The following is a 13,975-nucleotide window of genomic DNA, read 5'->3' on the forward strand; positions in this document are numbered from 1 at the left end:
TGGTCTGACCCCGCCATGACACGCGCCATCAGCAGTCGGGACGGGCATCGCCACAGCGGCATGCATCAGCAACCACTGGTGTTGCTGGGAGTGGTGTTGTTGTTCTGCGGGGCGATGCTGACCCGCCTCACCTGGTTGCAGGTGCTGGAGGGTGCCCATTACAAGGAGCTGGCCGACGAGAATCGCATCCGCTTGGTGCCACGCTCACCGATTCGTGGCCGTCTGCTCGATCGCCACGGCAAGGTGCTGGCGTCGAGCAAGCTCACCTATTCGCTTTATCTTGAGCCGCGCCTGGTGGATGAGGCCAGCTGGCCGGATCTGCGCGATCGCCTCGCCCGTCTGCTCAACCTTTCGGCGCAGGATCTTGATGCCCGTCGCGGTCGCGGCGTTGATCGCGATGGTTATCGGATCACCCTGGCCACCGACCTGAAACCCGAACAGGTGCTCCGTTTCAGGGAACAGGCCCTCGGGCTCAAGGGTGCCCAAGTGGATGTAGACATCCTCCGCTTTTACCCCCACGGATCGCTCGCGTCTCACGCCCTCGGTTACACCCAGCCGATCACGGAGGAGGAATACAAGCAGCTGGCTGAGAAGGGATACAAGATCCGGGATCGGATCGGCCGCACCGGCGTGGAGGCGGCCTACGAGTCCTGGCTGCGCGGCAAGTGGGGCGGGCAGATGCTCGAGGTGAATGCCATGGGCGAGGTGCAGCGCAACCTTGGCGATCGGCCGTCGGTGGCGGGCAAAGACCTCACCCTCACCCTCGACCTCGATCTGCAGGAGGTAGCGGAACAGGCGCTGGCGGATAAACCCGGTGGCGCGATCGTGGCCATGGATCCCCGCACCGGAGCGGTGCTGGCTCTGGCGAGCAAACCCAATTTCGATCCCAATTTCTTCTCCAAGCTGGTCACCACCCAGAAGGAATACGACGCCCTGTTCTCCAACCCCGCCAAGCCTCTGCTCAGCCGGGCGATGAACCCCTACGACCCCGGCAGCACCTGGAAACCGGTGACAGCGATGGCCGGGATGGAATCGGGCAAGTTTCCGCCCGACACCAAGCTCAACACTATGGCATGCATCACTTACGGCGGCCACTGCTTCCCGGATCACAACGGTGCCGGTTTCGGCCGGATCGGTTATGCCGATGCTCTGCGCTTTTCCAGCAACACGTTTTTCTATCAGGTGGGTGTGGGGGTGGGCTCCCGCGCCTTGAAGAAAGCAGCCACGCAGCTCGGTTTCGGTGGCAAGAGCGGCATTGAGATCGGCTGGGAGGAGAGTGTGGGGTTGGTGGGCGATGAAGATTGGGCTGCCGCCGGTCGGGGCTGGGCCCAGCCGGGCACCACCCCCTGGATTCCGGAAGACATGGCGAGCGCGTCCATCGGTCAGTCGGTGGTGCAGATCACGCCGCTGCAGCTGGCGCGCGCCTATTCCGTTTTCGCTAACGGCGGTTGGTTGGTGACGCCCCATCTCGCCGATCAGGGACTCGACTGGACCGCTCCCTCCCGGCGCACCAAAGTGGACATGAAACCCTCCACGCTGGCCAAGATCAGGGAGGGCTTGCGCAAGGTGGTTTCCGATGGCACCGGCTACGGCCTCAATGGACCCGGTATCCCCTCGGCGGGAGGAAAAACCGGCACGGCAGAGGACAGCACCGGTGGACCTGACCATGCCTGGTTCGCCACCTATGCCCCTTACCCCGAAGGCGAGATCGTGATCGTGGCGTTCGCCCAGAACACCCCCGGAGGTGGCTCGGTGCATGCCCTGCCGATGGCCAAGAAGGTGATGGAGGTGTGGAACCGCAAGCGGGCGAAGTAAGGATCAGGCGACCTGGGCCAGCTCCGGCTTCAGCACCTTGCGGTAGTAGGTGCGCAGCTGTTCCGTGGCTCCGGCCCAGCCCCAGCGCTCCGCTTCCGTACGGGCCGCCCGGCGCAGGGCCTGCCGTTCGAGATCGTTGCCCAGCAGTCGTTGCGTGGCCTGGATCAGACTGGCGGCGCCTCCATCGGCCCCATCCGGCTCGTAAAGGCAGCCGTTGAGGCCATCGCTGATGATGTCAGGGATGCCACCGCGGTTGGCGCCCACCACGGGACACCCCGCAGCCATCGCCTCCAGCAGCACCAGGCCGAGGGTTTCGGTGCTGGAGGGGAAGAGGAAGGCATCGCCACTGGCGTAGGCACTGGCCAGCTCTTCGCCAGCGAGGTAGCCCACGAAGGTGGTGGCGGTGCCCTCGAAATGGCGCTCGAGTTGCTGGCGGTGCGGTCCGTCCCCCACCAGGGCGAGACGGGCATCGGGGAGGGCTTCCAGCACCGGACGGATCCGCTCGATTTGTTTTTCGGCTGACAAGCGGCCCACATAGAGCAGGAGTGCGCCGCGGTCGTCGTGTGCACCCAGCAGCCGCTGACGCATGGCGTCGCTGCGCAGCTCGGGCCGGAACAGCTCGGTGTCGACGCCTCGCTGCCAGAGGGCGGTGTGCTGGATGCCCTTTTCGCTCAGTTCCTTCACCATGGCGGTGGAGGTGCAGAGATTGAGTTCGGCCTGGTTGTGGGCCGCCTTCAGCAACTCCCAGAGCAGGGGCTCGAGCATCCCCATGCCGTAATGCTCCAGGTATTTCGGCAGATGGGTGTGATAGCTGGCGATCAGGGGGATCGACTTGTTTTTGGCCAGCCAGATTCCTCCGAGGCCAAGAACGGCCGGATTCACCACGTGCACCAGATCCGGCTGGAAGGCGTCAATCGCTTCCGACACAGCGGGCCGCGGCAGGGCGAGCTTGAGCTCCGGGTAGAGCGGCAGCGGCATGGCTGGCACACCGATCACCCCTGCGCCCATGTACTCGCTCGGAGCGCCTTCCGGACAGAACACGAGCACTTCATCGCCGGCCTCCACCAGGTGCTTCACCGTCTTGGTGAGACGGGTGACGATCCCATCCACCTTCGGCAGAAAGGTTTCAGTGAAAAAGGCGATCTTCACGGAGTGGGAGAGCAGGCAGGGAACGCGGAATCAGGCCTTGGCCCGGATCGCTTCAGCTTGTTGGTTGGTCCAGGCTGACACGCAGGGGATCCGCTTCCGATCGCAGCGGTCGGCGTAGCGCGTCGCGATCTCCACCACTTCCTTGAGCAGGCCGTCATCGAGGGTGGTCGGGTTGAGCCCCAGTTCGATGAAGCAGCGGTTGTCCACGATCAGATCGTTCTCGACCGCTTCGTTGCGCGGGTTGGGCAGGTTGTTGATGGCGGCGCCGGTGAGGGCAGCCACCTTTTTGGCCAGTTCGCCCACCTGATGGCTCTCGGTCATCTGGTTGAAGATTTTCACCCGCTCACCCTTCTGTGGGGGGTTCTCCAGGGCCAGCTGCACGCAGCGCACCGAGTCGCGGATGTGGATGAAGGCGCGGGTCTGGCCGCCGGTGCCGTGCACGGTGAGCGGGTACCCGATCGCCGCCTGCATCAGGAAGCGGTTCAGCACCGTGCCGTAGTCACCGTCGTAGTCGAAGCGGTTGGTGAGGCGCGGGTCGCGGTCGGTGGCTTCGGTGTTGGTGCCCCAGACGATGCCTTGATGCAGATCGGTGATGCGTACCAAATCGTTTTTGTTGTAGTAGAGGAAGAGCAGCTGATCCAGCGTCTTGGTCATGTGATAGACGCTGCCCGGGCTGGCCGGGTGGAGAATTTCCTCCTCGAAGCGGGAGCCATCCGGCTGGGGCACCTCCACCTTCAGGTAGCCCTCAGGGATCGTGGCGCCGCGGTGGGAGCCGTAGCCATACACGCCCATGGTGCCCAGGTGCACCACGTGGATGTCGAGGCCGCTTTCGACGATGGCGGCCAGCAGGTTGTGGGTGCCGTTGACGTTGTTGTCCACGGTGTAGCGCTTGGTGGCGCTGCTCTTCATCGAATAGGGCGCAGCGCGCTGTTCGGCGAAGTGCACCACCGAATCCGGGCGCTCCTCCAGCAGCAGATCGAGCAGGCGCTGGTACTCATGGGCAATGTCCATGTGCACGAAGCGCATCGGCTTGCCACCGATCTCCTCCCAGGCCTGCAGCCGCACGCCGATGCTGGTGATCGGGGTGAGCGATTCCACTTCCAGATCGATGTCGATCTTGCGACGGCTGAGATTGTCGACGATCAGCACCTCATGGCCCTGATCCGCCAGGTTCACAGCACACGGCCAGCCGCAGAAGCCGTCACCGCCGAGAACGAGAACTTTCACCCCAAACTCCTGCCGAAGCGTGCAAGCCGCTGATCTGAGGCAAGCTACTACAGGCTTTTCAGCTGATTGCTGCGGAGATGGCCATCAGGCTCAGCACCAGCACGGCCCCGCCGAGAATCAGCAGCCGGGAGCCGTTGCTGCGGCTAGCGGAAGCGTCCATCACCTCCATCCGGGGCTCTTTGGCGAAGGCGTTGAGACGGCCGCCGTCTTCCTGGGTGACCTGCATGGCCCTGAGCTGCATCTGCGCAGACCTTATGGAGTCCGTTCAGCTGTGGCCTGCTTCTGCCATGCAGCTTCACGGCCGGTGATCCTTCGTTACGTCACCCGGCCGCTGGTGGGGGAGCTGGCGGAGGCCTCTTGACGGAGGGGCAGGCGACCGGCGCGATGGGCGAGGCGTCCGGCCCGCACGGCGTCAGCCATCGCTTCTGCCATGGTGGCTGGATCGCCCGCCAGGGCGATGGCGCTGTTCACCAGCACAGCGTCCGCACCCATCTCCAGCGCCTGGGCAGCCTCACTCGGCACCCCGATGCCCGCATCCACCACCACGGGCACGCCGGCGTTCTCGATGATCAGGGCGATATTGGCGGCATTGCGCAGCCCCTGACCGGATCCGATCGGAGAGCCCAGGGGCATCACCGTGGCGCAGCCCACCTCCTCCAGGCGTTTGGCGAGCAGCGGATCAGCGTTGATGTAGGGCAGCACGGTGAAGCCCTCGTTCACCAGCTGTTCCGCCGCTTCAAGGGTGCCGAAGGGATCGGGGAGCAGATGGCGGCTGTCGGGGATCACCTCCAGCTTCACGAAGGTGTTGTCCTCCTGTCCGGCCAGCTTGGCCAGCTCCCGGCCGAGGCGGGCAACCCGAACCGCCTCCTCAGCGGTGGCGCACCCGGCGGTGTTGGGCAACATCAAGATCCTTGTCCAGTCGATCGCCTCCATCAAGCCGGCATGGCCGGCGGCCACAGCCTGCACGCGGCGCACGGCCACGGTCACCATCTCGCAGCGCGAACGCTGGAGGCTGGCCTGCATCGTGCTGAGGTCGGGGTATTTGCCTGTGCCGGTGAAGAGCCGACTGCTGAAGCAACGGCCGCCGATGTGCAACGGATCGTCTGCGGCGGACGGGCTTGCGGGGCTGGAGGTGAGATCCATGGCGCGTGCGGCGGATTGGTGTGAGAACCGGATCAGGGGGCGCTCCCGTCGTTCGGGATGGCACTACCGTGCGCCCATCATCCATTTCCATCCATGCCCGTTCCAGTCGCCGTGGATCTGCCGGTTCAGTCTCCGGTGGTGTTCGAGGCTCCTCTGCCGTTGGATTCCTCCCAGCTGGCGACGCCGATGGTGCTGGAGGGAACGGTGGACACCTTTGATCCGGTGGCACGGGCCGCATCGCTGGCCTCTTCGATGTCGCGTCAATGGTGCGGCTCTTACCGCTCCTTCACCGGCGGCGCGGTGCAGCCCGTGCAGGTGACGCTTGCCAGCGTGCAGCCCATGGGTCAGATGGTGGTGCTGCGCGGCGACATGCGCATCGGCGAGACCAGCACGCCGGTGCAGGGCAACCTGAATGCCAAGTCAGATCAACTCGATCTGCTGCCCCTGGCGGATCCGCTCACCGCGGGCCTCGAGCCCGGTGGTTCCTTCCTTGGCCTGCAGGGTGCCACCCTGGCTGGCTGGGTCGCGCCGCGGATGACCTATCCCGGTGGTCGCCTCAACCTTGCCGCTGAGTGTGGGAGCTCAGAAGCCCTTCCGATCCGCGGCCTCTGGTGAGGCGTTGCTCCGAGCAGCACTGCGGCGCAGCTGCTGCTCGACACGCTTCAGGCGACGGGAGGCCGTGGCGTTCGTGGGCTCCAGCTTGAGCGATTGGCGATAGAGCTCGGCCGCCCCATCCAGGTCGAGAAGTCGCTCCCTGGCGAACGCCAGGTTGTTGAGGGCCACGGGGTAGTCGGGCTTCGCCTGCAGTGCCGCTCTGTAGTGCTTCACCGCCCCCTCGAAATCTTTCTGGGCGGCGAGAGCGAAACCAAGCGCATTTTCCACGAGGGCCCGCGCTTCATCGGGCTCACCGGACAGACGTTTCAGCGCCTGACGCAGGGTGGTTGTGGCCTGGGGATAGAGGCGTTTGCGCAGTTGCACCGACGCCAGTTCATAGAGCTGTCCAGCGTCGCGGGAGGCTGCTGCACCCTCCTGTTCAAGGCGAATGAGTGAGAGTTCGTCACGCCGCACACGCAATAACTGCCGACCTACCAGCACGGCCACGATCGACAACAGGCCGATCAGACCGAGCAGGTAAGTCTGGGGAACGAGGATGTCCATGAACGCTGACTCCTCGACTCAGTGTGACCTCAGGCCTTGGCGGTGGAGACCACGGTGGTGAAGGTGCCCGGATCGACCACGGCGAGCTGGGCGAGCATTTTGCGGTTGATGCGCACATCGGCCTTCTTGAGGCCACCGATCAGGCGGCTGTAGCTCATGCCATTGAGGCGAGCGGCAGCATTGATCCGGGCGATCCAGAGACGACGGAAATCGCGCTTGCGACGACGACGGTCGCGGTAGGCGTTGCAGAGGGCCTTCATCACCCGCTGATTCGCGGTGCGGAAGAGGGTGCCGTTGCTGCCGCGGAAACCGCGGGCAAGGCGAAGAATCTTGTTGCGGCGCTTGCGGGCGACGTTGCCTCTTTTGACGCGAGCCATGGATGTGGGGAGAACTAGTTAAAGGACGATCTGAACGCGGTTCCGTGTCTGCTCGATCGAACAGGCCTGGGACTCAGGCGTAGGGCATCATCAGGGCCACACGCTCTTCATCGGTGCGGTCCACCACTGCTTTGGTGGCGAGGTGACGCTTCAGCTTCGGGCTCTTGTGATCGAGCAGGTGATTGCGGAAGGCGCGACGACGCAGGAACTTGCCAGTGGCCGTCGCCTTGAACCGCTTGGCGGCAGCTTTGCGGGTCTTGAGCTTGGGCATGTCTCTGGCTGCGCGTGGCACAAACGACAACAATACGCCTTCGACTGCCACCCTTGGATGACCCGATTCTCCTCCGTTGTGATGAAGGGATGGATTGCGCCCGCCCTGGTGGCGGTCACGGCCTTCACCGGTGGTTGTCGGGCCCAGGATCTCGCCGTGCCGCCCGCAGCTGAGGAGATCAGCCTGCAGCGGCCCACCCACCGGCAGGTGCCCAAGCCACCGGCGGCGACGGCCCAGGCTCTTTGGGTGGCGCTGGCGGACCATCTCGGCCAAGCCGCAGGCGGTGATCATTCGGCTGCTCTGCTGACCCTGCGCAGTGCCGGGGCGGCTCCGCTGCGGTTGCTGGCGCCCGGCGGTGGCTCCAAGCCCTTGGCGACGGGAGCCAGTCTTCGTTTCAGCTGGCGGGCGGTGCCGCTGGCCAAGCCGGTGGAGCTGGCGCGGCAGGTGGCCGGGCCGTTCGCCAGCTTTGAATCCGCCGATCGAGTGGCGCAACGCTGGCGCGCGCAGGGTGTGGAGGCTCTGGTGGCCCATCCCAAGGATTGGCAGGTCTGGGCGCCTGAATCGGCGGCGCCGCTGCCGAACGTGCCCACCCGGCTCTGGACCGCCACGGTGCAGGCCACGGTGCAGCCGGTGCTGGAGGGGCCCAAGGGTGGCCGCACTCTGAAGGGCCCGCTGCTGATCGAGGCGCCGGATGGCTTGCGCTGGAAGGGTGGGGTGATGCGTGGGCCGTTCCGGCTCCAGGCCGATGCCTATGGCAGCTGGACCCTGCTGGAGCAGGTGCCGTTGGAGCGCTACCTCGAGGGTGTGGTGCCCCATGAGATCGGTGCCGGCTCACCGGCTGCGGCCCTGCAGGCCCAGGCGGTGCTCGCCCGTACCTGGGCCTTGGCGAACAGCCACCGCTTCGCGGTGGATGGCTACCACCTCTGCAGCGACACCCAGTGCCAGGTGTACAGCGATCCGCGGCAAGCCGGACCGGCCGTAAGGCAGGCGATTCAGGCCACCGCCGGCCAGGTGCTGCAGTGGCAGGGATCGCCGATCAGTGCGGTGTATCACGCCTCCAACGGTGGTGTGATGGCCGGGGCGACGGAAGCCTGGGCGATGGAACCGGCGCCCTATCTGCGTGCCCAGGCCGATGGCGATCAGAGCTGGCGCGGTGCGGTGGTGCTGCCGCTGCAGAACGATGCGGCCGTGGAGGCTTTACTGAACAAGCGCCAGGGGGCTTACGGCGCCGGCCATCCCCGCTTCCGCTGGTCGCGCACCTACAGCGCCAGCCAGTTGCAGGCAGCCCTAGCCACGCAGACGCCTCGATTGGGCGTGGTGAAGGCGGTGTCGGTGCTGGAGCGGGGCCCGAGTGGCCGGGTGCTGGCGCTGCAGATCAAGGGTGATGGCCCGGGGTCTCCCCAGGTCTTGCGCTTGGATGGGATCCGGCGCACGCTGCGGCGCCTGCCCAGCACCCTGTTTGTGGTGAAGCCTGCCGGCGCCGGGCTCTGGCGCTTCCAGGGCGGCGGCTTCGGCCACGGGGCGGGTTTGTCCCAGGCGGGAGCAATCGATCTGGCCCGGCGCGGCCAGTCTGTCGAACAAATTCTTCGTCATTACTATCCCGGCACAACCCTGGTTCCTGTGTCCGCCCTCAGGCAGGCCCCTTAGAGTCCGGGCATTCCGGGGTGATGGATGGCCGTGGCCGCAGTGACTGGCGATCACCGACGCGGCAAAACAGCCCTGTTTCTAGCGGCGTGCGGCTGTGCGGGGGCCGCTCCCCACTGGCTGGATCCGATCCGCAGCCTTCTGCCAGCGCTCACGCTCGCCCTGGTGCTGGGCGGCTATGGCCTGCGCACGGTGCTGCGCGCCCGTGGGCCTGCTGGCGGCGCCGATGCGGCGTCTGCCGGGGCGACCCAGGCTTTGGACGCCTGGCCCAGCGTGGATGTGGTGGTGGGCGCCCGCGATGAGGAAGCGGTGGTGGCCCGACTGGTGGAGCGGCTTGCGGCTCTGCGTTATCCGGCCGAGAAGCTGACGTTCTGGGTGGTGGATGACGGCAGCCAGGACCGCACCGGGGCGATCCTCGATGCCCTCAAGGCGGAGCATCCCCAGCTGCGGGTGCTGCACCGACCACGGGGCGCTGGTGGTGGCAAATCGGGGGCGTTGAATGCGGTGCTTCAGCAGCTGCGCGGCGACTGGTTGCTGGTGCTCGATGCCGATGCCCAGCTCCAGGAGGATGTGCTCGAGCGAGTGCTCCCCTATGCGGTGCGGGGGGGATGGGCGGCGGTGCAGCTGCGCAAGGCGGTGGTGAATGCGGGCCAGAGCCTGCTCACCCGGGTGCAGGCGATGGAGATGGCCCTGGATGCCCTGATCCAGCAGGGGCGTCTGCTCGGTGGTGGTGTGATGGAGCTGCGCGGCAACGGTCAGTTGTTGCGGCGCCTCAATCTTGAGGCTTGCGGCGGTTTCAACGAGCACACGGTCACCGATGACCTCGATCTGAGTTTCCGCCTGCTGACGGAGGGATCTCGAATCGGTTTGCTCTGGGATCCGCCGGTGCAGGAGGAGGCGGTGGAAACGGTTCCGGCTCTCTGGAAGCAGCGACAGCGCTGGGCGGAGGGTGGCCTGCAGCGTTTCTTTGATTACTGGCCCCAGCTGCTCTCCAATCGGTTGAGCCCGAGCCAGCGGCGGGATCTCGCCTGTTTCTTCCTGCTGCAGTACGCCCTGCCGGTGGTGTCGTTTGCCGATGCCGTCACCAGTGCCGCCACCCGCACGGTGCCGGTGTATTGGCCGCTCTCGATCGTGGCCTTCAGCGTGTCGGGCCTGGCCTACTGGCGCGGTTGCCGGCGACCGAGCGAGGGTCCGGAGCTGCCCCAACCCGATCTGCTGTCGCTGCTGACGGCCATTGCCTACCTCGGCCACTGGTTTGTGGTGATCCCCTGGGTGAGCGTGCGCATGGCGGTGTTCCCCAAGCGATTGGTGTGGGCGAAAACCAGCCACCGCGGTGAGGCAACGGCGGACGCGTGAGCCTGGTCTCCGAGGCCCATCGACGCCACTGGCAGCAGCGGCGACGCCAAGAAGCGGAACGCATTGCAGTGCGGCGTGAACAGGCGAAGCGCAAAGCCGAAGCAGCGGCAGCGCTTCTGAAGCAGCATTGGCCCCAGATCCAGGCTGTCTGGTTGTTCGGCTCGGTGCTGGAGCCTGGATTTGGCCTCAGATCAGATCTTGATCTCTGCGTTGAGGGTTTGCCCGCTGATGCTTTGTTTGCAGCAATGCATCAGGTGGATCAACTTCAACGGGATGTGGCGGATCCTGAATTGCTCATCCCTGTGGATCTGGTGCGACTGGAAGCGTTGCCAGAACATTGGCAGAAGCGGATTCGCGAGCGTGCCCGATTGTTGCTTCCATGACCGCACTTCCGTCTGATCGTGAGCTGCACGATCTCAGAGTGGACCTCAAGGTCGAGCGTTTGAAGTTGGCTTCGCTCGTGGAGAGCTTGGCGGATCTTCTTGCTGACTGGGAATTGGCATCGGCTGCACAGGAGCGCTGTGATTCAGCGGCTCTGCGTTTGCAGAGTTTCTATACCGGGATTGAACGCTGCTTTGTGCAAATTGTGCGAGTTTTGAATGGTGGACCTCCCGACGGGGCCGACTGGCATCGGCGCTTGTTGGAGCGTATGGCTGTTGCTACCGAGAGTCGCCCTTCGTTGTTGACGGCATCCACGCTGAGGGATCTCGCTGAATTGATGCGTTTTCGGCACGTGGTGCGTCATCTTTACTCCTATGAGCTTGAGAGGGGTCAAGTGCTACGTCTGCTTCAGAAAGCGATCCGGCTTTGGCCCGATCTGATGCAAGAGCTGCAAACATTCGAAGCTTGGCTTCATGATGTTGCGCGTTGATTGGCGCTAATGACTTTTGAACAGAAGCAATCAAAAACCCTCCTGGTCAATGACCGGGAGGGTGTGCTGATGGATGGAGGGTCAGGAAGCTAGGAATTCAACCGACGGCGGGAGTTGCCGGGGTGAGGCCACCGATCGAGAAGCCGACGATGTGGTCGTCGTAATCGAGATCACCGCCACCGAGCTTGTCTTCCAAGCCAAAGAGGTTGCTGCCGAGGGAGCGGAAGTGGGAGAGGCCATCGGGGTTGGCATCGGCGTAGGCAAAGAAGGTGTTGCCGTTCACCTGGGCAAATGGTGCGATGTAGGAGGCGTCCTGAAGGCTGAACTCGGTGGAAGAGGATTCACCATCGGCGATGGAGAGATTGTCAAAAGCGCTGATGCGATTGGCCTCCAGCAGAGCGGCGGCGGCGTAGCCGTCATCATCGGGGGTGAGCAGGGAGCCATCGGCGGCACGCACACTGCCGCTGGTGTCGAGCACGCGGTAGAAACCCGTGATGGCGTCGTAGTCGGCTTCCCGAGCCTGAACGATGGTGCCGGTGATGGTTTCGTCGTTGGTGAAGGCGGTGAAATCGAGCAGGGGTGCCACATGTTGCTCCTGAGCGATCAGAGCGCTGAGGTTTTGATCACTGTTGAGCAGGGCCAGGTCAAAGCCAATGCCGCTGGCGCTGGAGAAGGAGGCCGCTCCCGTTGTGGCATCGACGCTGCCATCAATGAAGGAGAAGCGTGAATCCTCGAGGCTGGCGAGATCCGCCAGGGTGCCGTCGGTGACTGAGAAGAAACGGATGCTCTGGCCGTTGCGCAGCAGGAACTGGCTGTTGAACGTCATCGCCTCGGTGAGGGTCACGTCTTTATTTTCCAGGGCGGAGAACAGGAGGCTGGCGCGCTCCTGGAAGGCGGTGAGGTCGCTGACGGTGGAGGCATCCTCGCCCTCGTTGAGGATCACGTAACCGATCTCCGTGACGGCATTGGCGCGGCTCGTGAGAGAGGCCTGCAGAGCGATGGCAGCGGGCGCGGCATTGGCGGCATCAGCCACCTGCAGAAAGCCGTTCTCAAGTGCGGTGATCACCGGATCGAGGGCGACGGTGCCCATTGCGGAGGGATCGTCGATGACGCCATTTTTGACGCCATCCTTGTCCCCGAAGCCACCATCGGTCATCTTGAGCGAGAGGAAATCGGCGATGCCATCACCATCGGTGTCGTAGAAACGCGCACCTGCATTGAGGAGGGGATCGTAGGAGAGGGGCGAGAGCGCACCTTGGGCATCAATCGCGTAGTAAATCGGAGAGATGGAGGGATCACGCTTGCCATCACCAGTGGTGAGTGTGAGGTCGTCTTGAAGAACGACGAGGGAAATGTTGGCGATGGCTGTTGATGACTCGTTGTCAATTTCAACTTTGAAATCAATGGCCTTGTCGCTGAGGACGATTTCAAGATCGTGGAGGGTGCCTAGATTATTGGCGTTCGCTACGTCTTTTGTGGCAACAATTTGGGCGACGGGAGTTTGAGTGCTGCCACTTGTTGAAACCGAGAGTTGAGAGGGTTTTGTTTCCACAGTGATGTCGACCGTATTAATATCACGATCGGAAAAACGAAGCCTCTCAACATCCAAAAGAGTGTCTATTCCGTCACGATTGGCAATCGAATCGGAAACAACCACTCCACCATTTGAAGTTTTTTCTACAGAGTATTCAGAATATTGCCCTTGGAACAAGGCTGTATCAAAACCTCCTTGGCCATCAACTCGATTGTCTTGAGCATCTCCCTCGATGAAGTCATCCGATTGACCCAGTGTGACATTTTCAATGTCTTGTAGAGTGTCATTTCCGATTTCCTGTCCTTCTGCAGTCCCCAGGCGAAGACTGACGTCAATAGGCGCATTAATTGATGAGGAGTAGACAATTGAATCAAGTCCTTCGCCTCCAATGTAGCGATCGTCTCCCCTGCCATCGCCCCCAACGATGACATCATCTCCATCCCCAGCATTCACAATATCGTTTCCATCGCCACTGTATAGATAATCATCCCCATCCAATCCATTCAGGAAGTCATCTCCACCACCACCTATCAAATCGTCATCACCAATATATCCCCCTAAATATTCATCATCGTCGCCTCCCTCAACCTCTTCTCCATCATCAGAATCCACCAACAAGAAAGAGCTTCGATCGAAAGAAACATCATTAAATTGTACAATTTCAACATCAACAGCTAAGTATTCAGCTTCTCCCTTCCGAATTTTAAATAATGTACTAGTATCAGTCGGCTGTGCATTCATAAAGAAGTTATAGCTAAGGTCTTGGTAGACAATTGAATAACCATTTGTCGACAAATCATTAATTCTTAAAATATCAACTGACTCAGAATGTGAAGCAACATCCATATAATCACCCCTTTGCGGGTCATCGCCATCACCCACAAAAATGTGTGCCGTGTTTACATTTTCATAATCGTCAAATCCCCCATCAAAAGATTCGAAATAACCACTGATTTCCATGACATCGCTTCCGTAGCCGCCAACATAGAAGAAGTTAGTTGCAACTGGATCAATCGAAGCAATATCAATACTTATAAAGTCGTTGTGTATTGAACCTTCCCAGTAAAACCCTTCGACGGAGTACAGCGTCTGTAGGTATGATTCTGTCCCCGTAAAAAGATGCTTAGGGAGCCCTTCCATTGTTATTTTATCACTATCAATTGTGACGTAAACTTGATCGCCAGTAGGCGTATATCTAAGTAGTGAATCAAAACACTGACCATTTTCGTCAAGAAGCTGTGGAAGATTTGATGCAACTGTAAATCCACTACCTCCCTCAGTCACATTGGGACTCCCATTGGGCATAAAATATAAAAAGTTTGGCCATTCTTCTCGAAATGGATCTACAAACCATCCATCTGACATCTCGAAAGTAGGACCTCCCTCGAACAGCTCGTAATTCCAGGCCATAACCGAAAAATACCGTGATG

The 13,975-nt window shown here is 62.1% G+C and carries 14 protein-coding genes; 6 read left to right on the forward strand and 8 right to left on the reverse strand.

From position 1 onward, the window contains the following. The first annotated feature begins 15 nt into the window (after window positions 1-15). Entirely contained in the window at window positions 16-1,815 is a 1,800-nt protein-coding gene (gene mrdA / locus SynWH8101_RS00300) for a penicillin-binding protein 2 (RefSeq protein ID WP_130128091.1), read from the forward strand. A 3-nt stretch (window positions 1,816-1,818) separates the two neighbouring features. Here mrdA and SynWH8101_RS00305 read toward each other — a convergent pair whose 3' ends face one another. The 4 genes from SynWH8101_RS00305 to SynWH8101_RS00320 form a co-directional block, all read right to left on the reverse strand. Beyond that, window positions 1,819-2,964, reverse strand: coding sequence for a glycosyltransferase family 1 protein (locus tag SynWH8101_RS00305; RefSeq protein WP_130128092.1), 1,146 nt, complete (start codon window positions 2,962-2,964; stop codon window positions 1,819-1,821). A 30-nt stretch (window positions 2,965-2,994) separates the two neighbouring features. Further along, complete coding sequence (locus SynWH8101_RS00310) at window positions 2,995-4,191, reverse strand: NAD-dependent epimerase/dehydratase family protein (RefSeq protein WP_130128093.1); 1,197 nt, start codon at window positions 4,189-4,191, stop codon at window positions 2,995-2,997. Between the two features lie 58 nt (window positions 4,192-4,249). Further along, window positions 4,250-4,417, reverse strand: a complete 168-nt coding sequence (gene psb34, locus SynWH8101_RS00315; protein ID WP_130130269.1) for a photosystem II assembly protein Psb34 — start codon at window positions 4,415-4,417, stop codon at window positions 4,250-4,252. 89 nt (window positions 4,418-4,506) lie between these two features. Then, a complete protein-coding gene (locus SynWH8101_RS00320) occupies window positions 4,507-5,334 on the reverse strand; it encodes a thiazole synthase (protein ID WP_130128094.1) in 828 nt (275 codons plus the stop codon). 93 nt (window positions 5,335-5,427) lie between these two features. Between SynWH8101_RS00320 and SynWH8101_RS00325 the strand changes: the two genes are divergently transcribed. Then, complete coding sequence (locus tag SynWH8101_RS00325) at window positions 5,428-5,949, forward strand: hypothetical protein (protein ID WP_130128095.1); 522 nt, start codon at window positions 5,428-5,430, stop codon at window positions 5,947-5,949. Here the strand turns inward: SynWH8101_RS00325 and SynWH8101_RS00330 are convergent. The 3 genes from SynWH8101_RS00330 to rpmI form a co-directional block, all read right to left on the reverse strand. Further along, the gene (locus SynWH8101_RS00330) at window positions 5,917-6,492 is read right to left on the reverse strand and encodes a tetratricopeptide repeat protein (RefSeq protein ID WP_130128096.1); all 576 of its coding nucleotides are present in this window, start codon (window positions 6,490-6,492) and stop codon (window positions 5,917-5,919) included. The two genes, SynWH8101_RS00325 and SynWH8101_RS00330, sit on opposite strands and share 33 nt — an antisense overlap. Before the next feature lie 29 nt (window positions 6,493-6,521). Then, a complete protein-coding gene (gene rplT, locus SynWH8101_RS00335) occupies window positions 6,522-6,869 on the reverse strand; it encodes a 50S ribosomal protein L20 (protein ID WP_130128097.1) in 348 nt (115 codons plus the stop codon). 73 nt (window positions 6,870-6,942) lie between these two features. Beyond that, window positions 6,943-7,140 (reverse strand): 50S ribosomal protein L35, encoded by a 198-nt coding sequence (rpmI, locus tag SynWH8101_RS00340; RefSeq protein WP_038000973.1) that lies wholly within the window; start codon window positions 7,138-7,140, stop codon window positions 6,943-6,945. A gap of 57 nt (window positions 7,141-7,197) precedes the next feature. Here rpmI and SynWH8101_RS00345 point away from each other — a divergent pair, with 57 nt between their 5' ends. From SynWH8101_RS00345 to SynWH8101_RS00360, 4 genes are read left to right on the forward strand one after another with little or no spacing between them, the layout of a single operon-like run. After that, window positions 7,198-8,787 carry a SpoIID/LytB domain-containing protein gene (locus tag SynWH8101_RS00345; RefSeq protein WP_370587003.1) on the forward strand — a complete coding sequence of 530 codons (1,590 nt, stop codon included), beginning with the start codon at window positions 7,198-7,200 and terminating at the stop codon, window positions 8,785-8,787. A 24-nt stretch (window positions 8,788-8,811) separates the two neighbouring features. Further along, window positions 8,812-10,140, forward strand: a complete 1,329-nt coding sequence (locus SynWH8101_RS00350; protein WP_130128098.1) for a glycosyltransferase family 2 protein — start codon at window positions 8,812-8,814, stop codon at window positions 10,138-10,140. Next, the gene (locus SynWH8101_RS00355; protein ID WP_130128099.1) at window positions 10,137-10,523 is read left to right on the forward strand and encodes a nucleotidyltransferase family protein; all 387 of its coding nucleotides are present in this window, start codon (window positions 10,137-10,139) and stop codon (window positions 10,521-10,523) included. Before SynWH8101_RS00350 ends, SynWH8101_RS00355 begins: the two co-directional genes overlap by 4 nt. Beyond that, complete coding sequence (locus tag SynWH8101_RS00360) at window positions 10,520-11,011, forward strand: hypothetical protein (protein ID WP_130128100.1); 492 nt, start codon at window positions 10,520-10,522, stop codon at window positions 11,009-11,011. The genes SynWH8101_RS00355 and SynWH8101_RS00360 overlap by 4 nt, the downstream gene beginning before the upstream one ends. Window positions 11,012-11,108: 97 nt before the next feature. Here SynWH8101_RS00360 and SynWH8101_RS14320 read toward each other — a convergent pair whose 3' ends face one another. Next, on the reverse strand, window positions 11,109-13,955 hold the full coding sequence (locus tag SynWH8101_RS14320; protein WP_254427992.1) for a hypothetical protein: 2,847 nt from the start codon (window positions 13,953-13,955) through the stop codon (window positions 11,109-11,111). Window positions 13,956-13,975: the final 20 nt, after the last annotated feature.

Source organism: Synechococcus sp. WH 8101 (assembly GCF_004209775.1).
Classification (GTDB): domain Bacteria; phylum Cyanobacteriota; class Cyanobacteriia; order PCC-6307; family Cyanobiaceae; genus Synechococcus_C.

What these genes read in the sequence shown, in the direction of transcription:
- rplT (WP_130128097.1), bottom strand. Translation starts at nt 6,869, where the DNA reads ATGGCTCGCGTCAAAAGAGGCAACGTCGCCCGCAAGCGCCGCAACAAG.
- SynWH8101_RS00330 (WP_130128096.1), bottom strand. Translation starts at nt 6,492, where the DNA reads ATGGACATCCTCGTTCCCCAGACTTACCTGCTCGGTCTGATCGGCCTG.
- SynWH8101_RS00350 (WP_130128098.1), top strand. Translation starts at nt 8,812, where the DNA reads ATGGCCGTGGCCGCAGTGACTGGCGATCACCGACGCGGCAAAACAGCC.
- psb34 (WP_130130269.1), bottom strand. Translation starts at nt 4,417, where the DNA reads ATGCAGGTCACCCAGGAAGACGGCGGCCGTCTCAACGCCTTCGCCAAA.
- SynWH8101_RS00360 (WP_130128100.1), top strand. Translation starts at nt 10,520, where the DNA reads ATGACCGCACTTCCGTCTGATCGTGAGCTGCACGATCTCAGAGTGGAC.
- SynWH8101_RS00325 (WP_130128095.1), top strand. Translation starts at nt 5,428, where the DNA reads ATGCCCGTTCCAGTCGCCGTGGATCTGCCGGTTCAGTCTCCGGTGGTG.
- rpmI (WP_038000973.1), bottom strand. Translation starts at nt 7,140, where the DNA reads ATGCCCAAGCTCAAGACCCGCAAAGCTGCCGCCAAGCGGTTCAAGGCG.
- SynWH8101_RS00345 (WP_370587003.1), top strand. Translation starts at nt 7,198, where the DNA reads ATGACCCGATTCTCCTCCGTTGTGATGAAGGGATGGATTGCGCCCGCC.
- SynWH8101_RS00320 (WP_130128094.1), bottom strand. Translation starts at nt 5,334, where the DNA reads ATGGATCTCACCTCCAGCCCCGCAAGCCCGTCCGCCGCAGACGATCCG.
- SynWH8101_RS14320 (WP_254427992.1), bottom strand. Translation starts at nt 13,955, where the DNA reads ATGGCCTGGAATTACGAGCTGTTCGAGGGAGGTCCTACTTTCGAGATG.
- mrdA (WP_130128091.1), top strand. Translation starts at nt 16, where the DNA reads ATGACACGCGCCATCAGCAGTCGGGACGGGCATCGCCACAGCGGCATG.